The organism is Aquibacillus rhizosphaerae, from assembly GCF_030282825.1.
GTDB lineage: Bacteria > Bacillota > Bacilli > Bacillales > Amphibacillaceae > Aquibacillus_C > Aquibacillus_C rhizosphaerae.
The window spans coordinates 72645-97052 of the sequence record NZ_JASTZU010000012.1 but is presented as its reverse complement, the minus strand read 5'-3'; the positions used below and the strand labels follow the sequence as shown (position 1 = coordinate 97052).

At 36.1% G+C, this 24408-nt stretch carries 17 protein-coding genes; 4 read left to right on the top strand and 13 right to left on the bottom strand.

What is annotated here, in order from left to right; all coding sequences use genetic code 11:
* Positions 1–165: 165 nt before the first annotated feature.
* The gene (locus QQS35_RS02190) at positions 166–519 is read right to left on the bottom strand and encodes a YojF family protein (protein WP_285930125.1); all 354 of its coding nucleotides are present in this window, start codon (positions 517–519) and stop codon (positions 166–168) included.
* Positions 520–832: 313 nt separating this feature from the next.
* Here QQS35_RS02190 and QQS35_RS02185 point away from each other — a divergent pair, with 313 nt between their 5' ends.
* Positions 833–1096, top strand: a complete 264-nt coding sequence (locus QQS35_RS02185) for a CPCC family cysteine-rich protein (RefSeq protein ID WP_285930124.1) — start codon at positions 833–835, stop codon at positions 1094–1096.
* A gap of 389 nt (positions 1097–1485) precedes the next feature.
* Here the strand turns inward: QQS35_RS02185 and uvrA are convergent, their stop codons facing one another.
* The gene (uvrA, locus tag QQS35_RS02180) at positions 1486–4362 is read right to left on the bottom strand and encodes an excinuclease ABC subunit UvrA (protein WP_285930123.1); all 2877 of its coding nucleotides are present in this window, start codon (positions 4360–4362) and stop codon (positions 1486–1488) included.
* Positions 4363–4368: 6 nt separating this feature from the next.
* Positions 4369–6351, bottom strand: a complete 1983-nt coding sequence (uvrB, locus tag QQS35_RS02175; protein ID WP_285930122.1) for an excinuclease ABC subunit UvrB — start codon at positions 6349–6351, stop codon at positions 4369–4371.
* A 259-nt stretch (positions 6352–6610) separates the two neighbouring features.
* On the opposite strand from uvrB, the gene QQS35_RS02170 reads away from it, so the two are divergent.
* Positions 6611–7402: a FixH family protein gene (locus QQS35_RS02170; RefSeq protein ID WP_285930121.1), complete on the top strand. Its 792-nt coding sequence runs from the start codon at positions 6611–6613 to the stop codon at positions 7400–7402.
* A 214-nt stretch (positions 7403–7616) separates the two neighbouring features.
* Here QQS35_RS02170 and QQS35_RS02165 read toward each other — a convergent pair whose 3' ends face one another.
* On the bottom strand, positions 7617–9209 hold the full coding sequence (locus QQS35_RS02165) for a peptide chain release factor 3 (protein WP_285930120.1): 1593 nt from the start codon (positions 9207–9209) through the stop codon (positions 7617–7619).
* 366 nt (positions 9210–9575) lie between these two features.
* On the opposite strand from QQS35_RS02165, the gene QQS35_RS02160 reads away from it, so the two are divergent.
* Positions 9576–12803, top strand: a complete 3228-nt coding sequence (locus QQS35_RS02160) for a DEAD/DEAH box helicase (RefSeq protein WP_285930119.1) — start codon at positions 9576–9578, stop codon at positions 12801–12803.
* Positions 12804–12843: 40 nt separating this feature from the next.
* Here QQS35_RS02160 and QQS35_RS02155 read toward each other — a convergent pair whose 3' ends face one another.
* The 4 genes from QQS35_RS02155 to QQS35_RS02140 all read right to left on the bottom strand — a co-directional run bounded on the left by QQS35_RS02155 (position 12844) and on the right by QQS35_RS02140 (position 17379).
* Positions 12844–13731 (bottom strand): diacylglycerol/lipid kinase family protein, encoded by an 888-nt coding sequence (locus QQS35_RS02155; RefSeq protein WP_285930118.1) that lies wholly within the window; start codon positions 13729–13731, stop codon positions 12844–12846.
* A 270-nt stretch (positions 13732–14001) separates the two neighbouring features.
* Positions 14002–14646: a GTP pyrophosphokinase gene (locus QQS35_RS02150; RefSeq protein WP_285930117.1), complete on the bottom strand. Its 645-nt coding sequence runs from the start codon at positions 14644–14646 to the stop codon at positions 14002–14004.
* 581 nt (positions 14647–15227) lie between these two features.
* Complete coding sequence (gene yfkAB, locus QQS35_RS02145; RefSeq protein ID WP_285930116.1) at positions 15228–16352, bottom strand: radical SAM/CxCxxxxC motif protein YfkAB; 1125 nt, start codon at positions 16350–16352, stop codon at positions 15228–15230.
* A gap of 463 nt (positions 16353–16815) precedes the next feature.
* Complete coding sequence (locus QQS35_RS02140) at positions 16816–17379, bottom strand: GNAT family N-acetyltransferase (RefSeq protein ID WP_285930115.1); 564 nt, start codon at positions 17377–17379, stop codon at positions 16816–16818.
* Positions 17380–17616: 237 nt separating this feature from the next.
* On the opposite strand from QQS35_RS02140, the gene QQS35_RS02135 reads away from it, so the two are divergent.
* Complete coding sequence (locus QQS35_RS02135; RefSeq protein WP_285930114.1) at positions 17617–17787, top strand: hypothetical protein; 171 nt, start codon at positions 17617–17619, stop codon at positions 17785–17787.
* A 284-nt stretch (positions 17788–18071) separates the two neighbouring features.
* On the opposite strand, the gene QQS35_RS02130 is transcribed toward QQS35_RS02135, so the two are convergent.
* The 5 genes from QQS35_RS02130 to ftsE form a co-directional block, all read right to left on the bottom strand.
* Positions 18072–19271 (bottom strand): PDZ domain-containing protein, encoded by a 1200-nt coding sequence (locus QQS35_RS02130; RefSeq protein ID WP_285930113.1) that lies wholly within the window; start codon positions 19269–19271, stop codon positions 18072–18074.
* A gap of 183 nt (positions 19272–19454) precedes the next feature.
* Positions 19455–20945, bottom strand: coding sequence for a S41 family peptidase (locus tag QQS35_RS02125; protein ID WP_285930220.1), 1491 nt, complete (start codon positions 20943–20945; stop codon positions 19455–19457).
* A gap of 140 nt (positions 20946–21085) precedes the next feature.
* Positions 21086–22525: a murein hydrolase activator EnvC family protein gene (locus QQS35_RS02120; RefSeq protein ID WP_285930112.1), complete on the bottom strand. Its 1440-nt coding sequence runs from the start codon at positions 22523–22525 to the stop codon at positions 21086–21088.
* Between the two features lie 55 nt (positions 22526–22580).
* The gene (gene ftsX / locus QQS35_RS02115; RefSeq protein WP_285930111.1) at positions 22581–23474 is read right to left on the bottom strand and encodes a permease-like cell division protein FtsX; all 894 of its coding nucleotides are present in this window, start codon (positions 23472–23474) and stop codon (positions 22581–22583) included.
* Positions 23464–24150: a cell division ATP-binding protein FtsE gene (gene ftsE / locus QQS35_RS02110; protein ID WP_285930110.1), complete on the bottom strand. Its 687-nt coding sequence runs from the start codon at positions 24148–24150 to the stop codon at positions 23464–23466. The genes ftsX and ftsE overlap by 11 nt, the downstream gene beginning before the upstream one ends.
* Between the last annotated feature and the right edge of the window lie 258 nt (positions 24151–24408).

Genomic DNA, 24408 nt, shown 5'->3' with positions numbered 1-24408 from the left:
AATTACGCGGTAATTGCTATGTTTCATTTCCTCTGGAGGGGATGCTTTCCAAAGGAATTGAATATACTTCCTGAACCTCTATCGCATACGAATATGAATGTTCAGGTTGGCCCCTAGCAGCAGTTGTAATTCGGTACATTACTTTTCACTGGTTAAGCTTATTAATTAATACGTAAATGGTGTTTCACTAATTTCTAGTGCAACCATCAATCTTCCTTCACGGTCATGACCAGCCATTAGCAGTCGGTCGTTATCATCAACTTCATACTGGCTAAGTCCCTCTGCATATATCCAACCAATGTCCAATTTCAATCCTACTCTAAATGCATTTCCACTACCGACAATTTTGGCATGTTTATAGTTTACTTGTGCATTCCGAATAAAGGCGCCTACATTATATGCTTTATCATTGTTATGACTAGCATAGGCACCGTTGGTTGTTTCTAAATGTACATATACATCTTTATTTAAAAATCGTTCTAATTGCTTTTGCACTTGATCAATTGTAATTTGTTCCATTCGATTACCTCTTCTCATCAAAGGATGTTCAAATCGCTTTATTGAACAACACTGTATCTATTTTTACCATACCCAAAAAATCACAACTGGTCAAAAGATTAACCTTGCTTTTAGTGTAAAGCGTATTTCTCTGGTAGGGTTTTGTATCTAGTTATATAGAAGTGAAGTTTACTTTTAAAAAGACCCATTATTAAAAGGGGAATATGGAAAGTTATGATAGACTTATGTTATCAAAATCACGAAATAAATACTGCTTCTTATCCAACGGAGCAGTTTAGTGGAAGAGTGTAAATGGTATTATGGAGGTGATTAAATGAAATATACTTGTCCATGTTGTGGCTATAAAACATTAGATGAAGAACCTCCTGGAACTTATGACATATGTAGTATCTGCTTTTGGGAAGATGATGGAGTTCAATATGATGACCCTGATTCTGGCGGTGGTGCAAATATCCCTTCCTTAAGGCAAGCACAGAAAAACTATATCTTATTTGGGGCTTGTGAAAAAAGGTGTATTGAGTTTGTAAGAAAACCAAATGAAAGTGATTTGAAAGACCTTAATTGGAAACCCTTATAGCTTATTAAAGTAACAGGTGCTTATCTGCAATATGAATTTTACGTCTAAACGGTTCTAAAGATAATAAAAACCAATTTTCTCAAATTAGAAAACCGGTTTAACCTTGATTCTTTCTATATTGAATAGGTTTGTGGTTATGCATTACCATCTTTTTTTAGAGGAACAATATCACCATTAGGGAATATCGTATTTTCACGTTAACATAGCCTAAAAAATAAAAACACTATAAAAATTAACAATATATTATATAAGGTGAATTCTAAGTGGTTTTTTTATATTACTTAATACGAAACTTCCTAGTTTCTTCAGAAAACTGCAATAGTTTTAAAAATAAAAAGAGACTGTCTTGCATGTATGCGCTAGACAGTCTCTCTTGTATAATAACTTAATTAGTTTTGACTAACCTTTTCTTTTGATTCCATTCTTTCTTCCATTCTTTTGCGGTCGCGCTCTAAGATAGGTTTTAAATAAGTGCCCGTATGCGAATTTGGTGCTTCTGCTACTTGTTCTGGTGTTCCTGTTGCAATTATTTGTCCACCTTTGTCCCCGCCTTCTGGACCAAGGTCAATTATATAATCAGCAGCTTTTATGACGTCTAGATTGTGTTCAATAATCAGTACTGTATCACCGTTCTCAACTAATCTTTGTAACACTTCTAGTAAACGTGAAATGTCATCAACATGAAGTCCTGTCGTTGGCTCATCAAGGATATAAAATGATTTACCTGTTGATCTTCGGTGTAATTCACTAGCTAGCTTAACCCGTTGTGCTTCTCCACCTGATAGGGTTGTTGCTGGTTGACCAAGTCGAATATATCCTAAACCTACATCATAAACGGTCTGTAATTTCCGTTTTATTTTAGGAATATTTGCGAAGAAATCTAGTGATTCTTCGATTGTCATACTTAAGACATCAGCAATACTTTTACCTTTATACTTTATTTCTAATGTTTCACGATTATAACGCTTGCCGTGGCAAACCTCACATGGCACATATACATCTGGCAAGAAATGCATTTCGATTTTTATTATTCCGTCACCACGACACGCCTCGCAACGACCACCTTTTACATTAAAACTAAACCGACCTTTTTTATAGCCGCGAATTTTTGCTTCATTTGTTTGAGCATACACATCACGAATATCATCAAACACACCAGTGTATGTTGCTGGATTTGATCTTGGTGTTCTTCCAATTGGTGATTGATCTATATCAATTACTTTTTCTAGATGCTCAATACCTTTAATCGTTTTATGTTTACCTGGTTTTTGCCTAGCTCGATTTAATTTCATCGCTAAGGATTTATGCAAAATTTCATTAATAAGCGTACTTTTACCAGAACCTGATACACCAGTAATGGCAGTTAGAATACCAATAGGAATCTTTGCATTAACTTTTTTTAAGTTATTTTCCTCAGCACCGATAACTTCGATAAATCGATTTGATGGTTGCCTACGCTCTAACGGAAGTGGGATAAATTTTTTACCAGATAAATATTGGCCAGTTAGTGAATTTTTATGCTTCATCACTTTATCCGGGGTACCACTCGCTACAATCGATCCTCCATGTTCCCCTGCTCCCGGACCAATATCAATCAACCAATCAGCCGCAAGCATTGTATCCTCATCATGTTCCACTACAATCAGCGTATTTCCTAAATCCCTCATACGTTGTAGCGTACCGATCAAACGATCATTATCTCTTTGGTGTAAACCAATCGATGGTTCGTCGAGTACATAAAGGACCCCTGTTAACGCTGAACCAATTTGAGTTGCTAGACGAATCCGTTGAGCCTCACCACCTGAAAGGGTTCCAGCAGCTCTCGATAATGTTAAATAATCAAGGCCAACGTTGGTTAAGAACGTCAATCGATCGCTTATTTCTTTTACAATCATTTGAGCAATTTTCTTTTCTTTTTCACTCAAATCCAATGTATTAATGAAGTCATTTGCTTCTATTACAGACATCTCGGTAACTTTACCAACATGTAATCCATTTATAAGTACCGCCATGGCCTCTGTTTTTAAGCGATAACCTTTACACTTCGGACAAGGTTTTTGTGCCATATATTTTTCCATTTGTTCGCGGATGTAATCTGAGCTTGTTTCTTTATAACGACGAGCAATATTTGCAACGACACCTTCAAAGATAATCTCATTTTCTCTGATCATACCAAAGTCATTTTCATAGCGGAAAAATATCTTTTCTTTCCCACTACCATGTAATATTTTATCTAAGTGATCTTGTGGTAATTGTTTAATCGGCACTTCCATGTCTATCCCGTAATGAGTACAAACACTTTCTAATAACCTCGGATAATACTGCGAGCTAGTCGGTTCCCATGCAACAATTGCTCCTTCTTTTAGTGACAGTTCCCAATCAGGAATAACAAGCTCCATATCCACCTCTAGTTGTGTACCTAACCCGTCACACCGACCACATGCACCGTATGGACTATTAAAAGAGAACAACCGTGGTTCCATGTCACCAATCGAGAAACCACAAATTGGACAAGCGTGGTGTTCATTGAACATCAGCTCTTCCTCGCCCATTACATCAACAATCACTTTACCTTCTCCTAGGCCAAGTGCTGTTTCTAAAGAATCGGTTAAGCGAGAAGCAATACCTTCCTTCACAACGATACGATCCACTACTACTTCAATCGAATGCTTTTTATTTTTTTCCAAATCGATATCTTCGGTAACTTCTCGCATTTCGCCATCGACACGAATTCTTACGTAACCTTCTTTTTGAAGCTTTTCTAACACTTTTACGTGTTCACCTTTTCGTCCGGAAACAACAGGTGCTAATATTTGCAGCTTCGTTCTTTCTGGATATTGCAAGATTCGGTCAACCATTTGTTGTATCGTTTGTGACTTAATTTCCACACCATGTTTTGGACACGTTGGATGTCCAATTCGTGCAAAGAGTAAACGGATATAATCATAAATCTCTGTTACAGTACCTACCGTAGATCTTGGGTTTTTGCTTGTTGTTTTTTGATCAATCGATATTGCAGGAGATAATCCTTCAATGGAATCGACATCAGGTTTGTCCATTTGACCAAGAAACTGTCTTGCATAGGCGGACAAAGATTCAACATAACGTCGTTGACCTTCCGCATAAATCGTATCAAATGCCAGAGAAGATTTACCGGAACCAGATAAACCAGTCAGTACAACTAATTGGTCTTTCGGGATTTCAATATCAATATTTTTCAAATTATGGGCTCTTGCCCCTTTGACTGTTATTGCCTTTTTAGCCATTCACGGTCATCCTTCCGCTTTAAGTTCCAATACTAAGTCACGAAGTTCTGCAGCTTTTTCGAAATCAAGTTCACGAGCTGCTTTCTTCATTTCTTTTTCCATTTGTTCAATCATTTTATCTTTTTCTTTCTTCGTTAAATTGCTTAACTTAGGTGTTTTCTCTTTGTATGTTTCTGTATCTTCAGCTGCTACAGTCGCACGAATCACATCACGTACTTCTTTCTTAATTGTTGTCGGTGTGATTCCATGTTCTTCATTATGGGCCTGTTGTTTTTCACGACGACGGGTGGTTTCATCAATCGCCTTTTGCATCGAATCAGTAATTTTGTTTGCATACATGATAACTCGACCATTTTCGTTACGCGCAGCCCGGCCCATTGTTTGTATTAACGACCGTTCAGAACGTAAAAATCCTTCTTTATCGGCATCTAAAATGGTTACGAGTGAGACTTCTGGAATATCAAGTCCTTCTCTAAGTAAGTTGATTCCTACTAACACATCATATTTGCCAACACGTAACTCACGAATAATTTCAATTCGTTCTAACGTTTTTATTTCCGAGTGAAGATAAGCAACCTTTATACCAACTTCTTTCAAATAATCGGTTAGATCCTCGGACATTCTTTTCGTTAAGGTCGTTACAAGTACCCGTTCGTTTCGATCAACTCGTTTATTTATCTCACCAATTAGATCATCAATTTGACCTTCAATTGGTCGAATTTCTATTTCTGGGTCAAGTAAACCAGTTGGTCTAATGATTTGCTCTGTCATTTTTGGTGTATGTTCTAATTCATACGGGCCTGGTGTAGCAGATACAAACACAAACTGACTTGCCTTCTTCTCAAACTCTTTAAACGTTAATGGACGGTTGTCCATTGCTGATGGAAGCCTAAAACCATGATCAACCAAGACTTGTTTTCTTGCCTGGTCTCCGTTATACATACCACGAACTTGCGGTAATGTAACATGGGATTCATCCACAACAATCAAAAAGTCATCTGGAAAGTAATCTAATAACGTGTATGGAGTCGAACCAGGCTCACGTAATGTTAAGTGTCTTGAGTAGTTTTCAATCCCGGAACAAAAGCCCATTTCTCCCATCATTTCCAGGTCATAGTTTGTACGTTGTTCAATTCGTTGGGCTTCAAGTAATTTATTTTGTTCTCTTAACTCTTTTAAACGAATATTAAGCTCGTTTTCGATATTTTTCATTGCTACCTTTAACTTTTCTTCACCCGTTACGAAGTGGGAGGCAGGGAAAATAGCAATATGTTCTCGATCGCCAATAATTTCTCCTGTTAATGCATCCACTTCCCGTATCCGGTCGATTTCATCTCCAAAAAACTCAACACGAAGACAATGCTCTTCGCGCGATGCTGGAATGATTTCTACCGAATCACCACGAACACGAAAAGTACCACGTTGAAAGTCGATATCGTTACGAGCGTATTGAATATCTACTAGATTTCGTAATAGCTGATCTCGGTCTTTTTCCATTCCAGTGCGAATCGATAGCACTTGTTTTCCATACTCTTCCGGAGAACCTAAACCATATATACACGAAACACTCGCGACAATTAATACATCTTTCCGTTCAAATAAGGAAGATGTTGCCGAGTGTCGTAATTTATCTATCTCATCATTTATGCTTGCGTCCTTCTCAATAAATGTATCTGTGGAAGGAACATAAGCTTCTGGCTGATAGTAATCATAATAACTAACAAAATATTCTACGGCGTTATCTGGAAAAAACTCTTTGAATTCACTATATAATTGCCCTGCTAGTGTTTTATTGTGAGCAATCACTAATGTTGGTTTGTTTATTTCCTTTATTACATTAGACATCGTAAATGTTTTTCCTGTACCAGTTGCACCAAGCAGTGTTTGGTGTCTTTTCCCTGCTTTAATGCCATCAACCAATTCTGCAATCGCCTTTGGCTGGTCACCTTCTGGTTGATACTGGGCAACTAAGTTAAACGTATTATCCACGATGCAACCCTCCGTTCATCTATTTAAACTATATTTTACCACATTATACTATAAAACAAACAAATATACGAACAAACATTCGTTTTAAAACTTTATTTTTTACTAGCCTATCATGACATGCTAATTTATTGATAGAAATATGTACTAACTCTGTAACAATTTTAACTTATTATACATTGTGGTTTAAAAAGATATTATTTATAATCAAAGTTGGATACAATTGTAAAAATAGGTAACCAAAGAAAGGAAGCGCTAATTAATGAAACACATGTTATCACTTCTTATTACTGCTAGTTTACTTGCAGCATGTGGGCAAGCAGATGAAGATAATACAACGAACGGAAACGAAACGGAAGAAGCTATTATGCCAATTGAAGTTACTTTAGAGGCCCCTGAACAAATTGATGTTGGTGTGGAAGCAACGATTGATGCGATTGTCACTCAAGACGGGGAAGCGGTTGAAGATGCAGATGAAGTTATGTTTGAAGTTTGGGAAGAAGGTTCTAAAGACACATCTAAAATGATTGAAGGAGAACATCAAGGCGACGGTGTTTACAGGTTAATGATGGCATTTAATGGGGAAGCAACATACCAAGTACAATCACACGTAACCGCACGTCAAATGCATAATATGCCTAAAACAGAAATTATTGTAGGAAATCCAAGTCCAGATGAAACAGTTGAACAAGAGAATGAACAAGAAAGTCATGCCGACCATGAGACATCGGATCACGATCATGGAGAAGCGTCTCACCATGATCATGGCTTAACGATGGAATTGGAAAATAAGGATGGTTTCTCATCCGGAACAAATCAAACTATTTCAGTACAAGTAGCGAACAATGAGGAAGCACTTACTGATGCTAATGTTTCCTTAGAAATAAAACACACGACCGATTCAGACGATGCATGGGTCGATTTAACTGAAAAGGAAGCAGGACAATATAGTGGATCTGTGACCTTTTCATTAAAAGGTGACTATACCATTGTGATCCATGTCGAAAAAGAAGATTTGCACGACCATCAAGAAAAAACAATTACCGTTGAATAAGAACAAAAGCGCAAGCGCCTTGCTCACCCCCGACAAGCTTAAGACAAACCCTATGTGGTGCTATTTACCACAAAGATGTTTGTCTTAAGACCTCGAGGGGGTAGGCGCTGTAGCTGGACGTGGCACATGCAATAGTCAGTTTTCCACAGGACACTAAATCTATAATTTCCTAGCTAAGAAAAAGGACTTCCTAAATCGGAAGTCCTTTTTTAAATTATTTAGCATAGCTTTGATCGTATTGATTTACTTCAAATAGATCAATCAAATCAATTTTTGGATGTTTATCCTCAAACCATCTTAAGGCAAAATCATTTTTAAATAAAACGAGAAATTCATCTTCACGGTCTTTGACTAACAAATTACGCTCATCGAATAGCTTCGTATCAACTTGCTCTTTTTTTAGCCAACGCGGGATTCGTTCACCCATCGACTCGAGCATGACTTCGACGTTATACTCATTTTTCATGCGGTATTCAAATACCTCATACTGTAGTTCACCTACAGCACCGATGATAAATGATTCCATAGGATAACCTCTAAATAACTGAATTGCTCCCTCTTGTACGAGCTGTTCAATTCCTTTTCTAAATTGCTTTGCTTTCATGACGTTTTTCGCTGTCACTTTTTTAAACAATTCAGGTGGAAATTGCGGCAATTCATCATATTCAAAACTATCTTTGCCTTCCACTAGTGTGTCACCAATTCGGTAAATATTTGGATCATAAATGCCGATTATGTCCCCAGGATAAGCAACTTCAACGGTATCCCTAGATGATGCAACAAATTGTTGGGTTTGCGATAGCTTAAACAATTTATCTGTTCTAGCTAATTTCACATTCATGCCACGTTCAAATTTTCCAGAACAAACACGTAAGAAAGCAACCCGATCACGGTGAGCTGGGTTCATATTAGCTTGAATTTTGAAAATGAATCCTGAAAATTCTTCTGTTTCAGGGTTCACTAATCCATCGGTTGATTTTCTTGGTGTTGGGTTAGGAGCCATATCAATAAACGTATCGAAAAAAGTTTGAACGCCAAATGGTGCCAAAGCACTTCCAAAGAATACTGGTGTTTGTTCCCCTTTTAAGACAGCTTCCAGTGAATAGTCATCCCCTGCTTCGTCAAGTAACTCCAGTTCATCTGAAGTCTCTTGATACGTAGCACTTGAAACAAGTTCTTCATGTTCTGGTGAATCTAATTGATCGTAAGGAATATAGGTTTCTTCTTCATTCCCGTTATACTTAACAAATTGCTTGTTATGGCGATCAAAAATACCTAAGAAACGTTTTCCCATACCGACAGGCCAATTCATTGGGAATGTTTCAATATCTAATACTTGTTCAATTTCTTCTAAAAGATCTAACGGCTCTCGGCCTTCACGGTCTAACTTATTAATAAACGTAAATATTGGAATTCCGCGCATTCGACAAACCTTAAACAACTTAATTGTCTGTGCTTCAATCCCTTTTGTTGCATCAATAATCATAACAACACTATCCACTGCAGTTAATGTACGATAAGTATCTTCACTGAAATCTTCGTGCCCTGGTGTATCTAAAATATTCACTTGATAATCACGGTATGGAAAATTCATTACACTGGATGTAACAGAGATACCACGTTGTTTTTCAATCTCCATCCAATCCGATGTTGCAAATTTCCCTGACTTTTTACCTTTAACCGTTCCTGCTGAACGAATTAAGTTTCCAAATAATAATAACTTTTCAGTAAGTGTTGTTTTCCCGGCATCCGGGTGCGAAATAATCGCAAACGTCTTCCGTCTATTTGCTTCATCTTTTATTGACATAAAAATCCCTTCCAATCTATTCAATTATAATACGTAAATCATCAATCTATGTTTATCCGGGATTTGTGTTTACATTGGAATAATACTCCTTTAATTATCTATATGAATTTAATTGTAATTTCAATCGATTATTTTTTGTTCACGATAGTAAAAATAGCACGTTAACCGCGATAAAGTCAACTATATCTTAGCGAGCCATACCTATGACAATGGGACTTTTATATACGTCTACACTTATATATTTCGGTTAATTTAAACATCAACAAATCAATTTTTTCAGCATAATAAAAACCGATTAGCAGATTGCTTGCAACATTTGTTATAATGTAAGGATGTATGTCAATTCACCAAGGGTAGGGATTAACGTTGCGAACCTTTTTCTTAGACAAACAAGATATCGTTCGAATTACTGGCGAACGTTTTTATAAAAGAGGATACAATTATTTCAAACAAGGACGCGTCCATGGTTTAAGCTACAATCCGTCGATAAATTCGTGGCGTGGATATGTTCGAGGAACGGAATCATATAGCGTTAGAATCTTTTTCTTTGAAAATGATGAACTAGAAGCAAGTTGTGATTGTCCTGCCTATGCTACCCATTTTACATGCAAGCATATTGCTGCTGTATTATTGGCAATTGGACAAGACTCTTGGAATAACTTGAACACGAATAAACAAGCACAACTGGTACCACAAAAAAAAGCTACAACTGTTCCCAATGATACATTTACAACAAGAATCCTAGATGTATTTTCTAATGATAAACGAGAGTTCTCCTCAAATAAGGAACAGTTAGAAGTAGAATATATCATTGGAAGTAGAATTAACCCACACAATTCGATGTCGTTCTTAGAAGTAGAATTGAAAATAGGTATAAAGAAATTATATGTCATTAAAAACATACGAGAGTTTCTTGTTCATATAAAAAAAGCAAAAACATACGCATTAACAGCTAAGTTTGCTTATGATCCGAAGTACCACGAATTTAGTGATAACGATAAAGAAATCATCAAAATGATTTTAACTGCCTATGAAAATGAGTCGCTTTTTGAAAATTCCTTTTCAAACCCACTCCATGATAAACGTACCATCATTATCCCACCAGGAATGGCTGATAACTTAATTGATAATATTAGTGCGCAGGCAGGTTTTTATAAATCATATGACGGAGAAGTAGTAGCTGGTGTATCACTTCGAGATGAAATCGATCATCTTGATTTCAAATTAGATAGTCAAACAGAGGAACACTATAATATTGATATTTCTGCACTTTCTGAATTCACTTTCTTAAGTAGTTATGGCTATTTAGTTAAACAAGGTGTATTTTATCGATTGACAGAAGAACAACATAAAATAATCGACCAACTTTATGCACTCTTACCATATCGGACAAAACAAACGCACGATATTAGTAGAGATAAAATAGAATCATTTATTACAAATGTCGTTCCTAAATTAGAAAAAATCGGAACCGTTAACTATTCCGAAAAAACAAAAGATACGATTACGGTTGCTCCACTCCGAGCGAAAGTGTATGTGGAAGAACAAAAAAATGCTTTAATGGCTAAAGTAGAATTTCACTATGGCAATAGAATCGTACGACCTTATGTGGATAGTTCGTCCAATGATTCGGTGATTAAAAGAGATATATCCAGGGAAATGCGAATTCTCGAACTACTAGAAAAGGCAGAATTTGTTTATTTAAATAAGCAGTTTCAATTATTTAAAAATGATGCCATATACACATTTATCAATGAGACCATCGCAGATTTAGAAAGATTAGCTACTGTGTACGTTTCTGATGAAGTAAAAACAATGATTGTCGAACAAAAGCCTGAGCTAATTTCAAACGTAAATGTAGATACCAATCGCGGCATGCTCGATATACATTTTGATATAGAAGGAATCTCACAATCAGATGTGCAAGACGTGCTTCAAGCTATGATTGAAAAAAAGCGATACTACCGAATTCCAAACGGTGCACTTCTTTCGCTTCAAGGTGAAGCATTTGAGTCCTTTTATGACCTGGCTGATCAACTACAGTTAAATAAAAATAAAATCGATCAAGGGCACCTGCAAGTTCCAGCAGCACGCAGTTTCCAAATAGAAGATACATTAAATAGTTCAAGCGCTCAATATAGTCAATCATTCAGGCAATTATTAACAGAGTTAAAACAACCAACTGAACTAAATTTTCCATTACCTGATGGCATACAAGCAGAGCTAAGAGACTATCAGTTTGTTGGCTACCAATGGCTAAGAACTCTATCTCATTATCATCTGGGTGGAATCCTAGCCGATGACATGGGTCTTGGAAAGACACTTCAAACTATTACCTATTTACTAGCAGAAAAACAAGCACGTGATAGGAAATCACCAAGCATAGTCGTTGCGCCGGCATCTTTATTGTATAACTGGAAAAAGGAGTTTGAAAAATTTGCCCCTTCGATGACGACAAAAATCATTATCGGCAATAAAAATCAGCGCCGAAACTTAATAACAGAAGATAACAATGATGATGTCGATGTATTTATTACATCTTATCCATTGCTACGTAAGGATGTTGATTTATATGAAAAATCTCATTTTGATGCACTCATACTTGATGAAGCACAAGCGATAAAAAACCATTTAACACAAACAGCAAAAGCAGTCCGTTCAATAAGTGCTACGCAACGTTTTGCATTAAGTGGTACACCAATTGAAAACTCACTTGATGAATTATGGTCGCTATTTTATACGATTTCGCCTGGTCTATTTGGCAACAAAAAGGCATTCTTGAATTTAGATCATGCCTATATTTCCAAGATTACTCGTCCATTTATTTTACGGCGTTTAAAGAAAGATGTATTAGATGAACTGCCTGATAAGATTGAAACCGTACAATACTCTGATTTAACGAAGAACCAAAAAGAAGTGTACATGGCTTATGTAGATCAAATGCAACAAAGGATTACCGAAACGATTCAAGAAAAAGGTTTTGAAAAAGGCAAACTTGAAATCTTAGCTGGATTAACCCGCCTACGCCAAATCTGTTGTCATCCATCGTTATTTTTGGAAAATTACAGTGGCCAATCAGGAAAGCTAGAACAATTAAAAGAGCTAGTGGAAGAGCTTAAAAATAGCGGTAAACGCGCATTAATCTTCTCTCAGTTTTCAAGCATGCTAAAAATAATCAATACGAGTCTACAAGACGAGGGCTATGACACATTTTATTTAGATGGATCTACCCCGTCTGAAAAACGAATTGATATGGTTGATGCTTTTAATAACGGGGAGAAGTCTGTCTTTCTTATTTCCTTAAAAGCTGGTGGGACTGGACTGAATTTAACCGGAGCAGATACAGTTATTTTATATGATCTTTGGTGGAATCCTGCGGTTGAAGAACAAGCAGCAGGTCGTGCACACCGAATCGGGCAAAAGAAAGTGGTACAAATTATTCGGATGATCACCGAGGGTACGATTGAAGAAAAGATTTATGAGCTGCAGCAAAAGAAACGTGAGCTTGTCGATCAAATCATTCAACCTGGAGAAACGATGCTATCTAAACTATCAGAAAAAGAATTAAGACAGCTATTGGAAGTACAAATATAAAATTAAACTCCCAAGCAAACGCTTGGGAGTTTATTATGTATTAATTTAAATTACCAACCAGCATCGTCAAATGTTTTGGTAGGACAGTAATATCAGATGGCGTTGAACATCGACGTTCTCCATCACAATCGACAAGTTGTTCTGGTGTAGCTGACACGCTTAATTTTTTTGTTTGGAAATAAATATAACCTTCCTCTTGTGTCGGTTGATTAGCCATTTTCGATTGAAGCATTTTCCAAAATACTTGGACAGAAGTTTCCTTAATTAAAAGCACATCAAGCATGCCATCTTGTACATCTCCTTTTGGAAAAAAAGCTTGGACACCCGCAGTAAACGTTCCATTTCCAACTACGAGCATAGCCGCTTCATCATCAAAGCTAAAGTTGTCTGCTTCAAGCTTTAGATGAAAGGGTTGGGCTTTTCCCATTGTTTGGGCCGTCCGTAAATAATACGCAAATCGGCCGTACCGGTCTTTTATTTGCGAATCAACATTAGAGGCAACATGTGTAATTAAACCAATTCCCCAAAAGTTGAGAAAATAGTTTTTATCTGTTTGACCTACATCGACTTTTTCTAATGTCATCTCTGTTAGTTGTTCGGTAGCTTTTAATGGATTCTGGTTCATCCCAACAGCTCTAGAAAAGTCATTGCTTGTACCACCTGGAATTATTGCGAAAGCAGGTCTATTTTCAAGCGGACATAGGGCATTAACAATTTCATTTACTGTTCCATCACCACCAGCTGCAATAATGATATCAACTTCGTTGGCGACTCTTTCTACAATTTCCTTCCCATCACCAGGTTGTTCCGTATAATAGACATTTACCTCAGCAAAAGTATCAGTTAATTCACTCATTATTTTATCCTTATACTGATCTAGTTTGCCTTTTCCTGATGCTGGATTAAAAATAATCGCAACACGCTTCATTTCTTCGCATCCTTTCGTTTCTTTCAAGTTAACTTTATTATGTATTATCCTTCAATTCCCGTAAGTTAACACAAATAAACAACTAATCTATTTGGAAGCAGGGGACGGTTCTTTGCTTCCAAGTTGGTGAAGTATATGGTTGGGTTACTTTTGAGGCTATTACAAATAACTTTTAACTTAATTAGCTATTTTATTCTCATTTCATTAGCAATAAAATAGGCCTAATTCAAAAATTGAACAGAATTAGGCCTATTTTGTTATCTACTATTATTATACGCTGGGGACTTTAGAAGTAACTTTAATCTTATCCACTTCCGTGTTAATATACTCCATTTTATCATCCAAAGCTGTTACTGTATCTGCTGCTAACTTTAATTCTTGCTTGAGTATTTCAGGGATATCTTGATCAAATTTGTAAAATATTTTATGTTCTAAACTTGCCCACGTATCCATAGCAATCGTTCGAACCTGAATTTCAACTGGTACATATTCCGTCCGGTCCGCTAGAAACACAGGTACTTCTAAGATTATATGCAAACTACGATAGCCATTCTCTTTTGCATTCTTAATATAATCCTTTACTTTAATCGTTTTAATATCATCTTGGGTAGTAATCATTTCATAAATCTTGTAAATGTCTCGTACAAACGAACAAGTAACTCGAATTCCTGCGATATCATTAAGATTAGCTCTTGCATTTTCTAGTGTAACAGGTAGACCCTTGCGCTTTAACTTTCTAATAATACTTTCCGGATCTTTAATTCGGGATTTAATGTGTTCAATTGGGTTGTGATTGTGAATGAATTGAAATTCTTCATTTAGAATATTTAATTTAGTATTTATTTCATCAAGCGCAAATTTATAAATCAATAGTCCGTTTTTCCATTCGTTAAAGTTATCTTGAAAACTATTCATACTGCATCAACCTTTCCAAAACAGTTTGTTAACATATAAATTATATCACCATAATTTTAAGAAACCGTGTTGTTTTCCATTGTTACGATAATTGTCACCTGTTTAGTTTTTTTCGAGTTATGTACTATTTTACATATAGAATCTAATAAGCCTTACATACATAATACGAAATATAGGTAGTAGAAGTTTCATTAGATAAGAAGATACTTTTATATAAACAGTTGTTTTTAAAAAGACTGTTATTGATGGAATCCTAGCAAAGGCTATCATAGGAGCGGTTAATCCCAAACTCCCTAACTGCTCCCATGACATTGCAGTCATTAAGTGACAGGAAAGAGACACTCTACCTAATGATGATTTTCTTCACTCAGTTCTTTTACCTGTGCACCACTTTTTAAAAAGTATAGCTCGCTCTCGGACAGTTCTCCTACAACAAATTGATATATGTGATGAAAATATGAAGTTCCTGTGTTTTATTTGATAAAGTTTAGTTATTTTACCATCGTATCCATTCAACCTTTGTTAAATCAACAGAAAAAGCAGTCCAATTATGTTCAATTGAACTGCTTTTTTTGCTTTGATTACAAGCTAATATTCGTTTTTCTTTGTTGAAAGTCAACTTCTGGATAGTACGTGTTTTTCACTAACACATTTGGGCCTAAGCACTTTACTGCAGGGCAATGACAATTTAAACTTTTTGCAGTTTTTGTGTGCATCCATCGTTGATAAGCATCTGGTAAAGATGTTTGTTGAATATTACCAAGAGGTGGTTCATCTCCAAAATCAGTCACAATAACTTCACCAGAAAAAATATTTACATTTAATCGAGAACGTCCATCCGGATCATTTCTTACCGTAACATTTTTTTCATTGTACAATCGTTGCAGCAGATTTAAATCCTGATTAGAAGAACTACACGGATAAAATGGTAATGTACCAAACAACATCCAAACATTTTCTTGTCGATGATCCAATAACCTTTTGATAGCTGTTCGAGTTTCATCTAAATTTAACGTTTCTAAGTTACTTGCAAAGTCTACCGGGTACATCGGATGAATCTCATGGCGTGCACAACCCATCTCAATCACATGATCATGAATCTTTTCTAGATAAGGATATGTCCGCTTATTTAACATTGTCTCTGCAGATACCATCACACCCCGACTGGATAACAATTGTGAGTTCTCCACCATTCGATCAAAATACTTTTGTCTATTTTCTTTGGTAGGCTTGCGGTCCATCCTTGCAAACCCTGTCTCGGTAAACTCTTCTATCGTCCCCCAGTTATGAGAAATATGTAGAACATCAAGAAACGGAATAATCTCCTCATAACGACTAGATGGTAACGTTAAATTAGAATTCATTTGTGTCCTTACACCACGCTCATGCGCATACTTTAGTAAAGGAACCACATAGTTTCGAACTGATTTTTTTGACATCATTGGCTCTCCACCAGTAATACTAAGTGTTCTAAGATTAGGAATTTCATCTAAACGCTTTATAAATAATTCAATCGGAAGCGCCTCTGGATCGCGATTTTGGAGTGTGTAGCCAACAGCACAGTGTGCACAACGCATGTTACACAATGTAGTCGTAGTAAATTCAATATTAGATAAAGTCATCTTGCCATATTGTTCAACATCCATATAAGCCTCCCAAGGATCATAGGATGGGGTAAGTGTACGAAGCTCAGTTTTTGTATTCATATATATGAAACATCCTTTCCACCTCAGGTAATGAGGATAATGCCTCTCTCATTCTATCACACAAGCCGAACGAGCATATACGTAGATTGAAAGTTTATTTATTTGGATCTGGCGGGCATATCGGCCGGGGTTGTGGGCATATCCTACGACCAAACGAGCATACAACCACTTAAGTGGGCATATACAAGTGAACGAGCATTTATCTGGGTCTGGTAGGCATATCCCACCGTCTAACGAGCGCATATACCTAGGTGTGGGAATTTCCTGCGGTGGTTCAGCCAAATGCCATGATGAATGGGCATATGCCACGACCGAACGAGCAAATACTTAGATTGAAAGTTCATATATATAAATCCCGCGGGCAAATAACAAGTTGCAAAGGGCATAAAGCCGGTTAAAAAGTTCATATAACTGAATCGAACGGGCATATCCTTCTACCCACCACTAACAGCCTAACAATAAATCAATCTCTAATCTTAGCATAGACACATGTATCTCGGAGTTCACTACCATCGACGGAACGATCTTCATTTCGTAGGATGCCTTCAAGTTGATAGTTTAATTTTTCGGGTATTGCTTTACTTTTATAGTTAACTGCATCACAACGAATTTCAACTCGCTTGGCATGTAGATGATCAAAAGCAAACGATGTAATTCCTTCAACTGCTTCTGACATATAACCTTTTCCACTAAAGCGAGAATCAATCCAATAACCAATCTCAAATTTTGGTACATTCCAATCGATTCGATGTAGGCCAGATGAACCGACTAAATCACCCGTTTCCTTTAAAAAAATCAGCAAGCGTAAATCTTCACGATTTAAAAAGTTAATATGTGCTTCACGGATATTTACTTCCACTTGCTCTTTACTTTGTTGTTTTTGTGCAAATGGTAACCAATCTCTCAAGTCTTCAATAGAAGCCTCTATTGAATTATAAACAGCTTCACCATCACCAGGGAGTGGTAATCTAATAGATAAGCGTTCTGTTTCAAATCGGTTTGGGAAATCAAGCATAATTGGATTCATAAATATCGCCTCTTTTAGTATTTTTAAATTTAATAATTAACAGTATACTAGTTTATATCGAAAAATAAACAATATTTCGCAACAGGTTCCAACCCGAGTAAAAAAGCTATCAATTTGTTTTAAAAGTTTGCGATAAATTGTCTTATCTCTGAAAGTAGTACCGAATTAGAGAGTCATCATTCTTTAAAACAGATTAACAATATGATACGAAATGGGATGGGGGGGGGATGGGTAACTGTGATTAAAAAGTTCATTAAACGCTTATTGGAGACAGATAATATCATTCGATTTGAATTAGATGTATGGTATAAGTGGTATGAAGAGCCTCAGAAGTTTCATTATGCGGTTGTCTCACACCTTGAAAAAGAAGGAAGAAAAGTAGAAACAATCTCCATGTTTAAAATGTGACTAGCAATAAGATTTCTACCCTATTTATTGATGGAATTAAATATGAACTAAGCATAAAAAACATTCCAGATTTAGCACCTGCTCAGGCAGTCATTTTGAAAAAGTCGAATTCTAAATAATACGAGGCAAACATGTAATAAATTTAATCTGTAAATTAAGTTAATAATGCGAATTACTTCATTTAAATTGACGCAGCAGTTTGTTGATAAAATATATTACAAACAGCTGATCTGTTGTTTTAGTTCATACAAAAAGCACCGCAAATGCGATGCTTTTTAATATAATTAATCTATTTTCTTTGATTTCTTTTCTTTTTTGAGATAATGTTCTTTTGCAAATAGGATGCCTAGCTCATGATGCTCTCCTTGATATAGCGCACGTTGGGCAAAGCGAAGCTCTCCTCGTACGTCCCTTATATCTAATTTACAGTATGCACTATTCGCTTGTAACGCTTGATAAAATTCATCCTCACTTGAAACAGGTTTACCGTTAACCTTCATAATTCTTTCCCCAACTAATAAATCGATGCTTTCTGCTGGAGTGCCTGGAATAACACCAAGAACCAATACTCCTGCTGACTCTGGGCTAAAGAAAGGTTTCTTTAATTGATCTTTTAAACGGAAGCGATAAGAAATAAATTCTCTTCCAATAATTGCAATTGCAACACTAACTAACGTGAGTAGTGGTAAGTAGTATCCTGCAATGGAAATCCCTATCGTTACTAATCCTAATATTAAGATCCAATGACTTAAACTTCGAATTGCTTTGATTGGTAATGAACCTCTAATGACGTGCTCAAATCCGATAATAACTGGGAACAACATTAAACCATAACTTTCCCCATTCACATGAAATACTGGCCACCAGTCAGCAAATGAAACAATCGTACCATCTGGAATTAGTGTAAATAAAGGAATCATTGCTATTTTTTTTATACGGTGTTGACCAAGCCATTTTCCACGTTTTCCTTTAATAAGCTCTGGTAATGTATTGTTTTGATCAATCCGCATCATGATTATTGCTTCTATCACTAGAAACAGGCCTAACAACGTAGTAAAGCTAACTAAATCTAGTTGCTGTAATTGTTCTAACCAGTAATCAGGAATATAATCAGCCAAATACGTTGGTAAAATCAACAACATAATGTATGTAAAACCAAACACATAAGCCGAAGACAGTAATGAAAATTTTCTAGTTATCGAAAATAAAATAGTAACAAATGATAATAACAAAATTACTGGATAACTAAATAGCACACCTACACCAATAGCTAGAACTGATAATAGAATACCGCTAATGAGCGCAATAAACCATGTATGTTTTGCTTCGTAAAACGTGTCGAAAATCTTTGAACCAAAATGAGTTCTTTCTTTTTTTATTCTAGCTGCAGAAGCTAGAAATGTTAGTATAAAGAACCAATAAAATAAAGGGGATAAAAAAAGTCTGCCTAGCCCTTTTGCTAATTCAATCAACCAATCATCCATCTTTATACTCCTTCCAACACCTAAAAGACATACTTCATGTATGTATCATTACTTCGATATTTGCAATCATATTCCTGCTTTTATACTAAAGTTTATAGGATGTATTCACATTTTTTATGTAAAAAATTATATATGTAGAATAGCATAAATGACCCGCGAACAGACTCGCGGATCATTTATTAGTTACTGAAACAATGCTTCTAGTGCCCTTGTTTCCTGTCTATCATCTTCACCACTTCTTATTACTTCCACAATACTTGTTTGCAATCTTTCTGCTGTAAGCTCATTGATTTCGCCGGTTACATCCATGTCCTGATCTGCTTGGTATTGCTTAACAGCTTCTACCGTTTCTTGACTGTAAAAACCATCTTCTCTACCTGGGTTATAATCCAGTCCTTTTAGCATCGTCTGTGCATTAGCAATCTTTTCATTACTTTGATTAAATGCCAATGTTTCTGATTCTTTTAGTTGAATTGGATTCGTATAAAAATAATCAGGTTGTTTCACTTCTATCGTAGGTTCTACCCCTACTTCATTAATCCAGTTACCGTCCGGAGATAACCATTTAAATAGTGTTAATTTAATCGTGCTACCATCACCCATAGGAATTGTTTGTTGAACAGTTCCCTTACCAAAACTAGTAGCACCAACGACTTCAGAGTTGCCTGCCTCTTTCATTGCTACAGCAAGAATTTCAGAAGCAGAAGCACTACCTTCGTCAATTAAAACATTAATTGGATAATCCTTTGGTTCTTCTAATTCAGAAAAATAACGAGACTTTTCTCCATTTCTATCTTCAATCTGAACATATGGTGTATCTTTTGTGATAAAGACTTTTAATATGTCTTCAACAACCGGTAACAAACCACCAGGATTGCCTCGAACATCAATCACAAGTCCTTCTATTCCTTCGTCTTCTAAACTGATCAATTCCTCTTTAAATCTGTCTGCTGTTTTCTCAGAAAAGGAAGTAATCTCAATAATACCAGCTTTCTTACCATCTACTTCCTTCACTTCCGAGTACACAGTTTCCAGTGGAATATCATCACGTATTAATTCCACAGTAATTGGATCTGTTACACCTGGTCGTTGTATCTCTAACACAACCTCTGTCCCTTGTTCCCCCCGAATTTTCGAGACTGCATCATAAAGCTCAAGCCCTTCAACACTTTCATCATTCACTTTTAAAATTTGATCATTAGGCTTTAATCCAGCTTCTTCAGCAGGGGATTCTTTTATTGGGGCAATGATGGTAACTTTCCCCTCTACCATACTTACTTCTGCACCAATACCTTCAAAGGAAGATTCAATTTGATGGTTAAACTCTTCAACCGTTTCTTTATCCATATAGACACTGTATGGATCTTCTAAAGTATCTAGCATGCCTTGTACAGCACCTTCTATTAATTCAGATTCATCAACTTCTTCAAGATAATTGTCCTGAATTGTATTTAGTGCCTGTAGTACTTTAGAGATACTTTCCGTATCAGATACGCCAGCTGTTAACTCATTTAGCTGCTCCTCGGTAATTTCTTCTGAGGCTTGGTCTTCTGTTGTTTCGTTTGAAGATGGTTGTTCGGATTGCGCAAGCTTCACTCCTGCATAAGAACCTAATGCACCTATAAATAAAGCTGCAACAATAATTAAAACAATATAACTCTTTTTTATATTCACAGACTTCACCTCAATCAATTTGTTTCATCCTGTTGCCTATTCTACTATGTATTGCACAAAAAGGCATCACAACAAATCGTGCGATGCCCTTTTCTTTACTTATATTATGCAATACTTGTCCAAATCATGTCTAGTTTTTTTTATGGTAGATAGCTAAGTGGGTTAACAGCATTTGATTTCGACATATTCCATGCACCTTTATGAATTTCAAAGTGTAAATGCTGACCAAATGAATTTCCGGTATTACCCATATTTCCTAACTTCTGATTTTGTGTAACAGACTGACCAGTTGAAACCATTGGAGCTGACCTTAAATGTGCGTACACAGTTGTATATATTTGTCCATTTAGATAATGAGTAATATAGACAACATTTCCGTAGCTATTAGACCAACCAGCTTTCATTACTGTACCAGCAGCTGCAGCCACAACTGGTACTGTGCCTGATTTAGCAATATCCAAGCCGTGATGCCCTGGTCTGCTAGGTGATCTAAAATGCGAACTCGTTCTACCTGAAGAAGGCCAGATGAACATGCTATTTCCTCCACCAGATGAAGGTTGTGTAGCTGTAGAACCACCACTATCAGCACTTGAACCACTACTATCGCTCGAACCATTTGAACCACTATTTGCTGCTGCTTGACGTGCCGCTTCTTCCTGACGTGCTTTTTCTGCAGCTAACTGCTCTAATTCTTGTTGTTGTTGCTGTGCTTGTGCCATTGCTGATTTAATCGAAGCTTCTTGACTTCTAAGTAAATCTTGTTCTTCGGCAACAGACATTTTATATTCTTCTAATTCTTCATGTTCATGTTCTAAGTTTGCCATTAAGCCTTCTTGTTCTGACTTTTGCGTGTTTAGGGTTGCTTGAATCGAAGCTAATTCTTGTTTTTGATTTTCAAGAGATGCTTTGGTAGCAACTAAATTGTCTTGTTTCTCATCTAAGGAAACCTTCTTTTCTTCAACTTCCCCTTTTTTATCTTCTAAATCAGTTTTATCATCCATATGTGCTTCCATGATGCCTTTATCCTGATCCATAATTTTTGTAACTGCGGTAGCTCTATTTAAGAAATCACCAAAATTTTGAGCGCCCATAATCACTTCCAAATAGCTAATTTCTCCACCATTTTGTTGGATAGCTCGCAAGCGATTTTTTAATAGTTCTTCGCGTGTTTCAATTCTTTTCTGCAACTCTGTAATTTCTACTTTAAGTTGCTCAATTTCTGCTTTCGTTAATTCAATTTCTTTTTCAGTTAATTGAATTTCATTATTTGTTGCTGCAATTTCGTTTTCTTTTGTAGACAATTGTGCTTGTGTTTTTTCAAGCTCACTCGTAAGGGACGAAATTTCTTCATTTACTTCATCTTGTTCTGCAAGATTTTCTTCAATCTTTTTTTCAGCTTCTGCCGCTTTATTATTTATACTATTTTGTTCACTATTAATTTTGTCTTGTTCTTCTTTTAAACCTTTTATCTCCTCTTTAATACCACTAATACTATTAGCTGCCAATACTGGAGACGACGCTGGGATTAATGCTGCAACAATTACGGTGATGATAACGAAGTAAGATATTAACCTTTTCATTCAACTTTCCCCTTCCCACTGTTTAAATCTAGTAATCTATCTATTTGTTTATATATTATACTTTCAAGAATTTACGGACACTCATCACGCTGCCCCAAACACCAATACTTGCTCCAATAGCTAAAATAAGTAATGACAATTGCCATGCAAATGGGTTAAAGGATAATAATTCTACAAACTCAAATTGGGTTAAGGAACTTACATTGTTTGATAAGTAATAATATCCTGTTACTATTGCTGCGATTGGAATAATACTTCCTAACACTCCTAGTAATAAACCTTCAACAAAGAAAGGCCAACGGATAAATCCATTTGTAGCACCGACAAGCTTCATAATTTCAATTTCTTTTCTTCTTGCCATAATCGTAATTTTAATTGTATTTGAAATTAGGAAGATCGCGGTAAATACTAGTCCAATGATTAATACCAAGCCAATATTTCTAGCGTAGTTATTAAACGTAAATAGGTTTTGTACAACATCTTGTCCATAATTTACTTTTTCAACGTTCTCAATGGCTTCAATCTGAGAAGCCACGGAAACCGTATCAAGTGGATCGGTTGTCTTAACGATATATGCATGGCTTAATGGGTTATCTTGTTCGTATAACTCCCAAACTTGACCTTCATCCCCCATGCTTTCAATTAAACCTTCAAGTTCCTCTTCTTTTGTCGAGAACTCTACGAGTGATACTTCAGATATTTCTTCAATTTCTGCTCCTATTGCATCGATTTCTGCTTGTTCAGCTGTCAAATCGACAAAGGCTTTAATTTCTACATCTTCTTCCAGATTACCTGCGATATGACTCAGGTTTAACATCAAAGCAAGAAATGCTCCAACTAATACTAGTGTGGTTGTTACTGCACCTACCGAAGCTATTGTCATCCAACTATTACGCCATATATTTTTTGCACCTTCTCGAAAGTGCCTTTTCATCGTTCTAAACTTCATAGCCATATTCCCCTCGATGTTGGTCACGTGCGATTAAGCCGTCTTCGATCGCAATGACGCGCTTTTTAATCGTGTTAACAATTTCTTTACTGTGCGTAGCCATGATCACTGTCGTACCACCTGCATTTATTTCTTCCAAAATTCTCATAATCTCCCAAGATGTATCCGGGTCTAAGTTACCCGTAGGCTCGTCCGCAATTAGTAGCTTCGGATAGTTGACAATTGCTCTGGCAATCGAAATACGTTGTTGTTCGCCACCTGATAATTCATCTGGAATAAAACGAGCTTTATTTTTTAATCCTACTAAATCTAGTACTTCCATTACGCGTTTTCGTATTGTTTTAGGAGTTTCTCCTATTACTTCTAACGCAAAAGCGACATTTTCATAGACTGTCATTTTTGGGAGTAACTTAAAATCTTGGTACACAACACCTATATCTCGACGCAAATATGGTATTTGCTTCCATTTTAATTTCAACACGTCTTTTCCATTTACCGTGATAGAACCTTTCGTTGGCTTTTCTTCACGAAAAATCAATTTAATGAAAGTAGATTTTCCTGCGCCACTTGGTCCAACGATATAAACAAATTCTCCCTGTTCAATGGTAACATCAATACCATTTATCGCTATTACACCATTAGGATATGTTTTATATACTCCCTGCATATCTATCATATATTAATCACCTTATTTTCTATTATGTTTATATTCTCGTTGATACTTAATTCTTGTTAGAAAAAAATCTGCAACTTCTGTCGAATAAACAGTTCTTTTATATTATAACATCTATTTCGAGTTTGTTTAGCCCCTTTTTTATTACATTTATATTTCAATTTTTGTAACGTTTTGGTAATTTTTCTACAATGTTGTTTTGATAGAATAAATAGGAAAAGAGTTTGCGCAACTAAGAGATAAATTCGCAAACTCTTTACT

What these genes read in the sequence shown, in the direction of transcription:
- QQS35_RS02190 (WP_285930125.1), bottom strand. Translation starts at nt 519, where the DNA reads ATGGAACAAATTACAATTGATCAAGTGCAAAAGCAATTAGAACGATTT.
- QQS35_RS02185 (WP_285930124.1), top strand. Translation starts at nt 833, where the DNA reads ATGAAATATACTTGTCCATGTTGTGGCTATAAAACATTAGATGAAGAA.
- uvrA (WP_285930123.1), bottom strand. Translation starts at nt 4,362, where the DNA reads ATGGCTAAAAAGGCAATAACAGTCAAAGGGGCAAGAGCCCATAATTTG.
- QQS35_RS02170 (WP_285930121.1), top strand. Translation starts at nt 6,611, where the DNA reads ATGAAACACATGTTATCACTTCTTATTACTGCTAGTTTACTTGCAGCA.
- QQS35_RS02165 (WP_285930120.1), bottom strand. Translation starts at nt 9,209, where the DNA reads ATGTCAATAAAAGATGAAGCAAATAGACGGAAGACGTTTGCGATTATT.
- QQS35_RS02155 (WP_285930118.1), bottom strand. Translation starts at nt 13,731, where the DNA reads ATGAAGCGTGTTGCGATTATTTTTAATCCAGCATCAGGAAAAGGCAAA.
- QQS35_RS02150 (WP_285930117.1), bottom strand. Translation starts at nt 14,646, where the DNA reads ATGAATAGTTTTCAAGATAACTTTAACGAATGGAAAAACGGACTATTG.
- yfkAB (WP_285930116.1), bottom strand. Translation starts at nt 16,352, where the DNA reads ATGAATACAAAAACTGAGCTTCGTACACTTACCCCATCCTATGATCCT.
- QQS35_RS02140 (WP_285930115.1), bottom strand. Translation starts at nt 17,379, where the DNA reads ATGAATCCAATTATGCTTGATTTCCCAAACCGATTTGAAACAGAACGC.
- QQS35_RS02130 (WP_285930113.1), bottom strand. Translation starts at nt 19,271, where the DNA reads ATGGATGATTGGTTGATTGAATTAGCAAAAGGGCTAGGCAGACTTTTT.
- QQS35_RS02120 (WP_285930112.1), bottom strand. Translation starts at nt 22,525, where the DNA reads ATGAAAAGGTTAATATCTTACTTCGTTATCATCACCGTAATTGTTGCA.
- ftsX (WP_285930111.1), bottom strand. Translation starts at nt 23,474, where the DNA reads ATGAAGTTTAGAACGATGAAAAGGCACTTTCGAGAAGGTGCAAAAAAT.
- ftsE (WP_285930110.1), bottom strand. Translation starts at nt 24,150, where the DNA reads ATGATAGATATGCAGGGAGTATATAAAACATATCCTAATGGTGTAATA.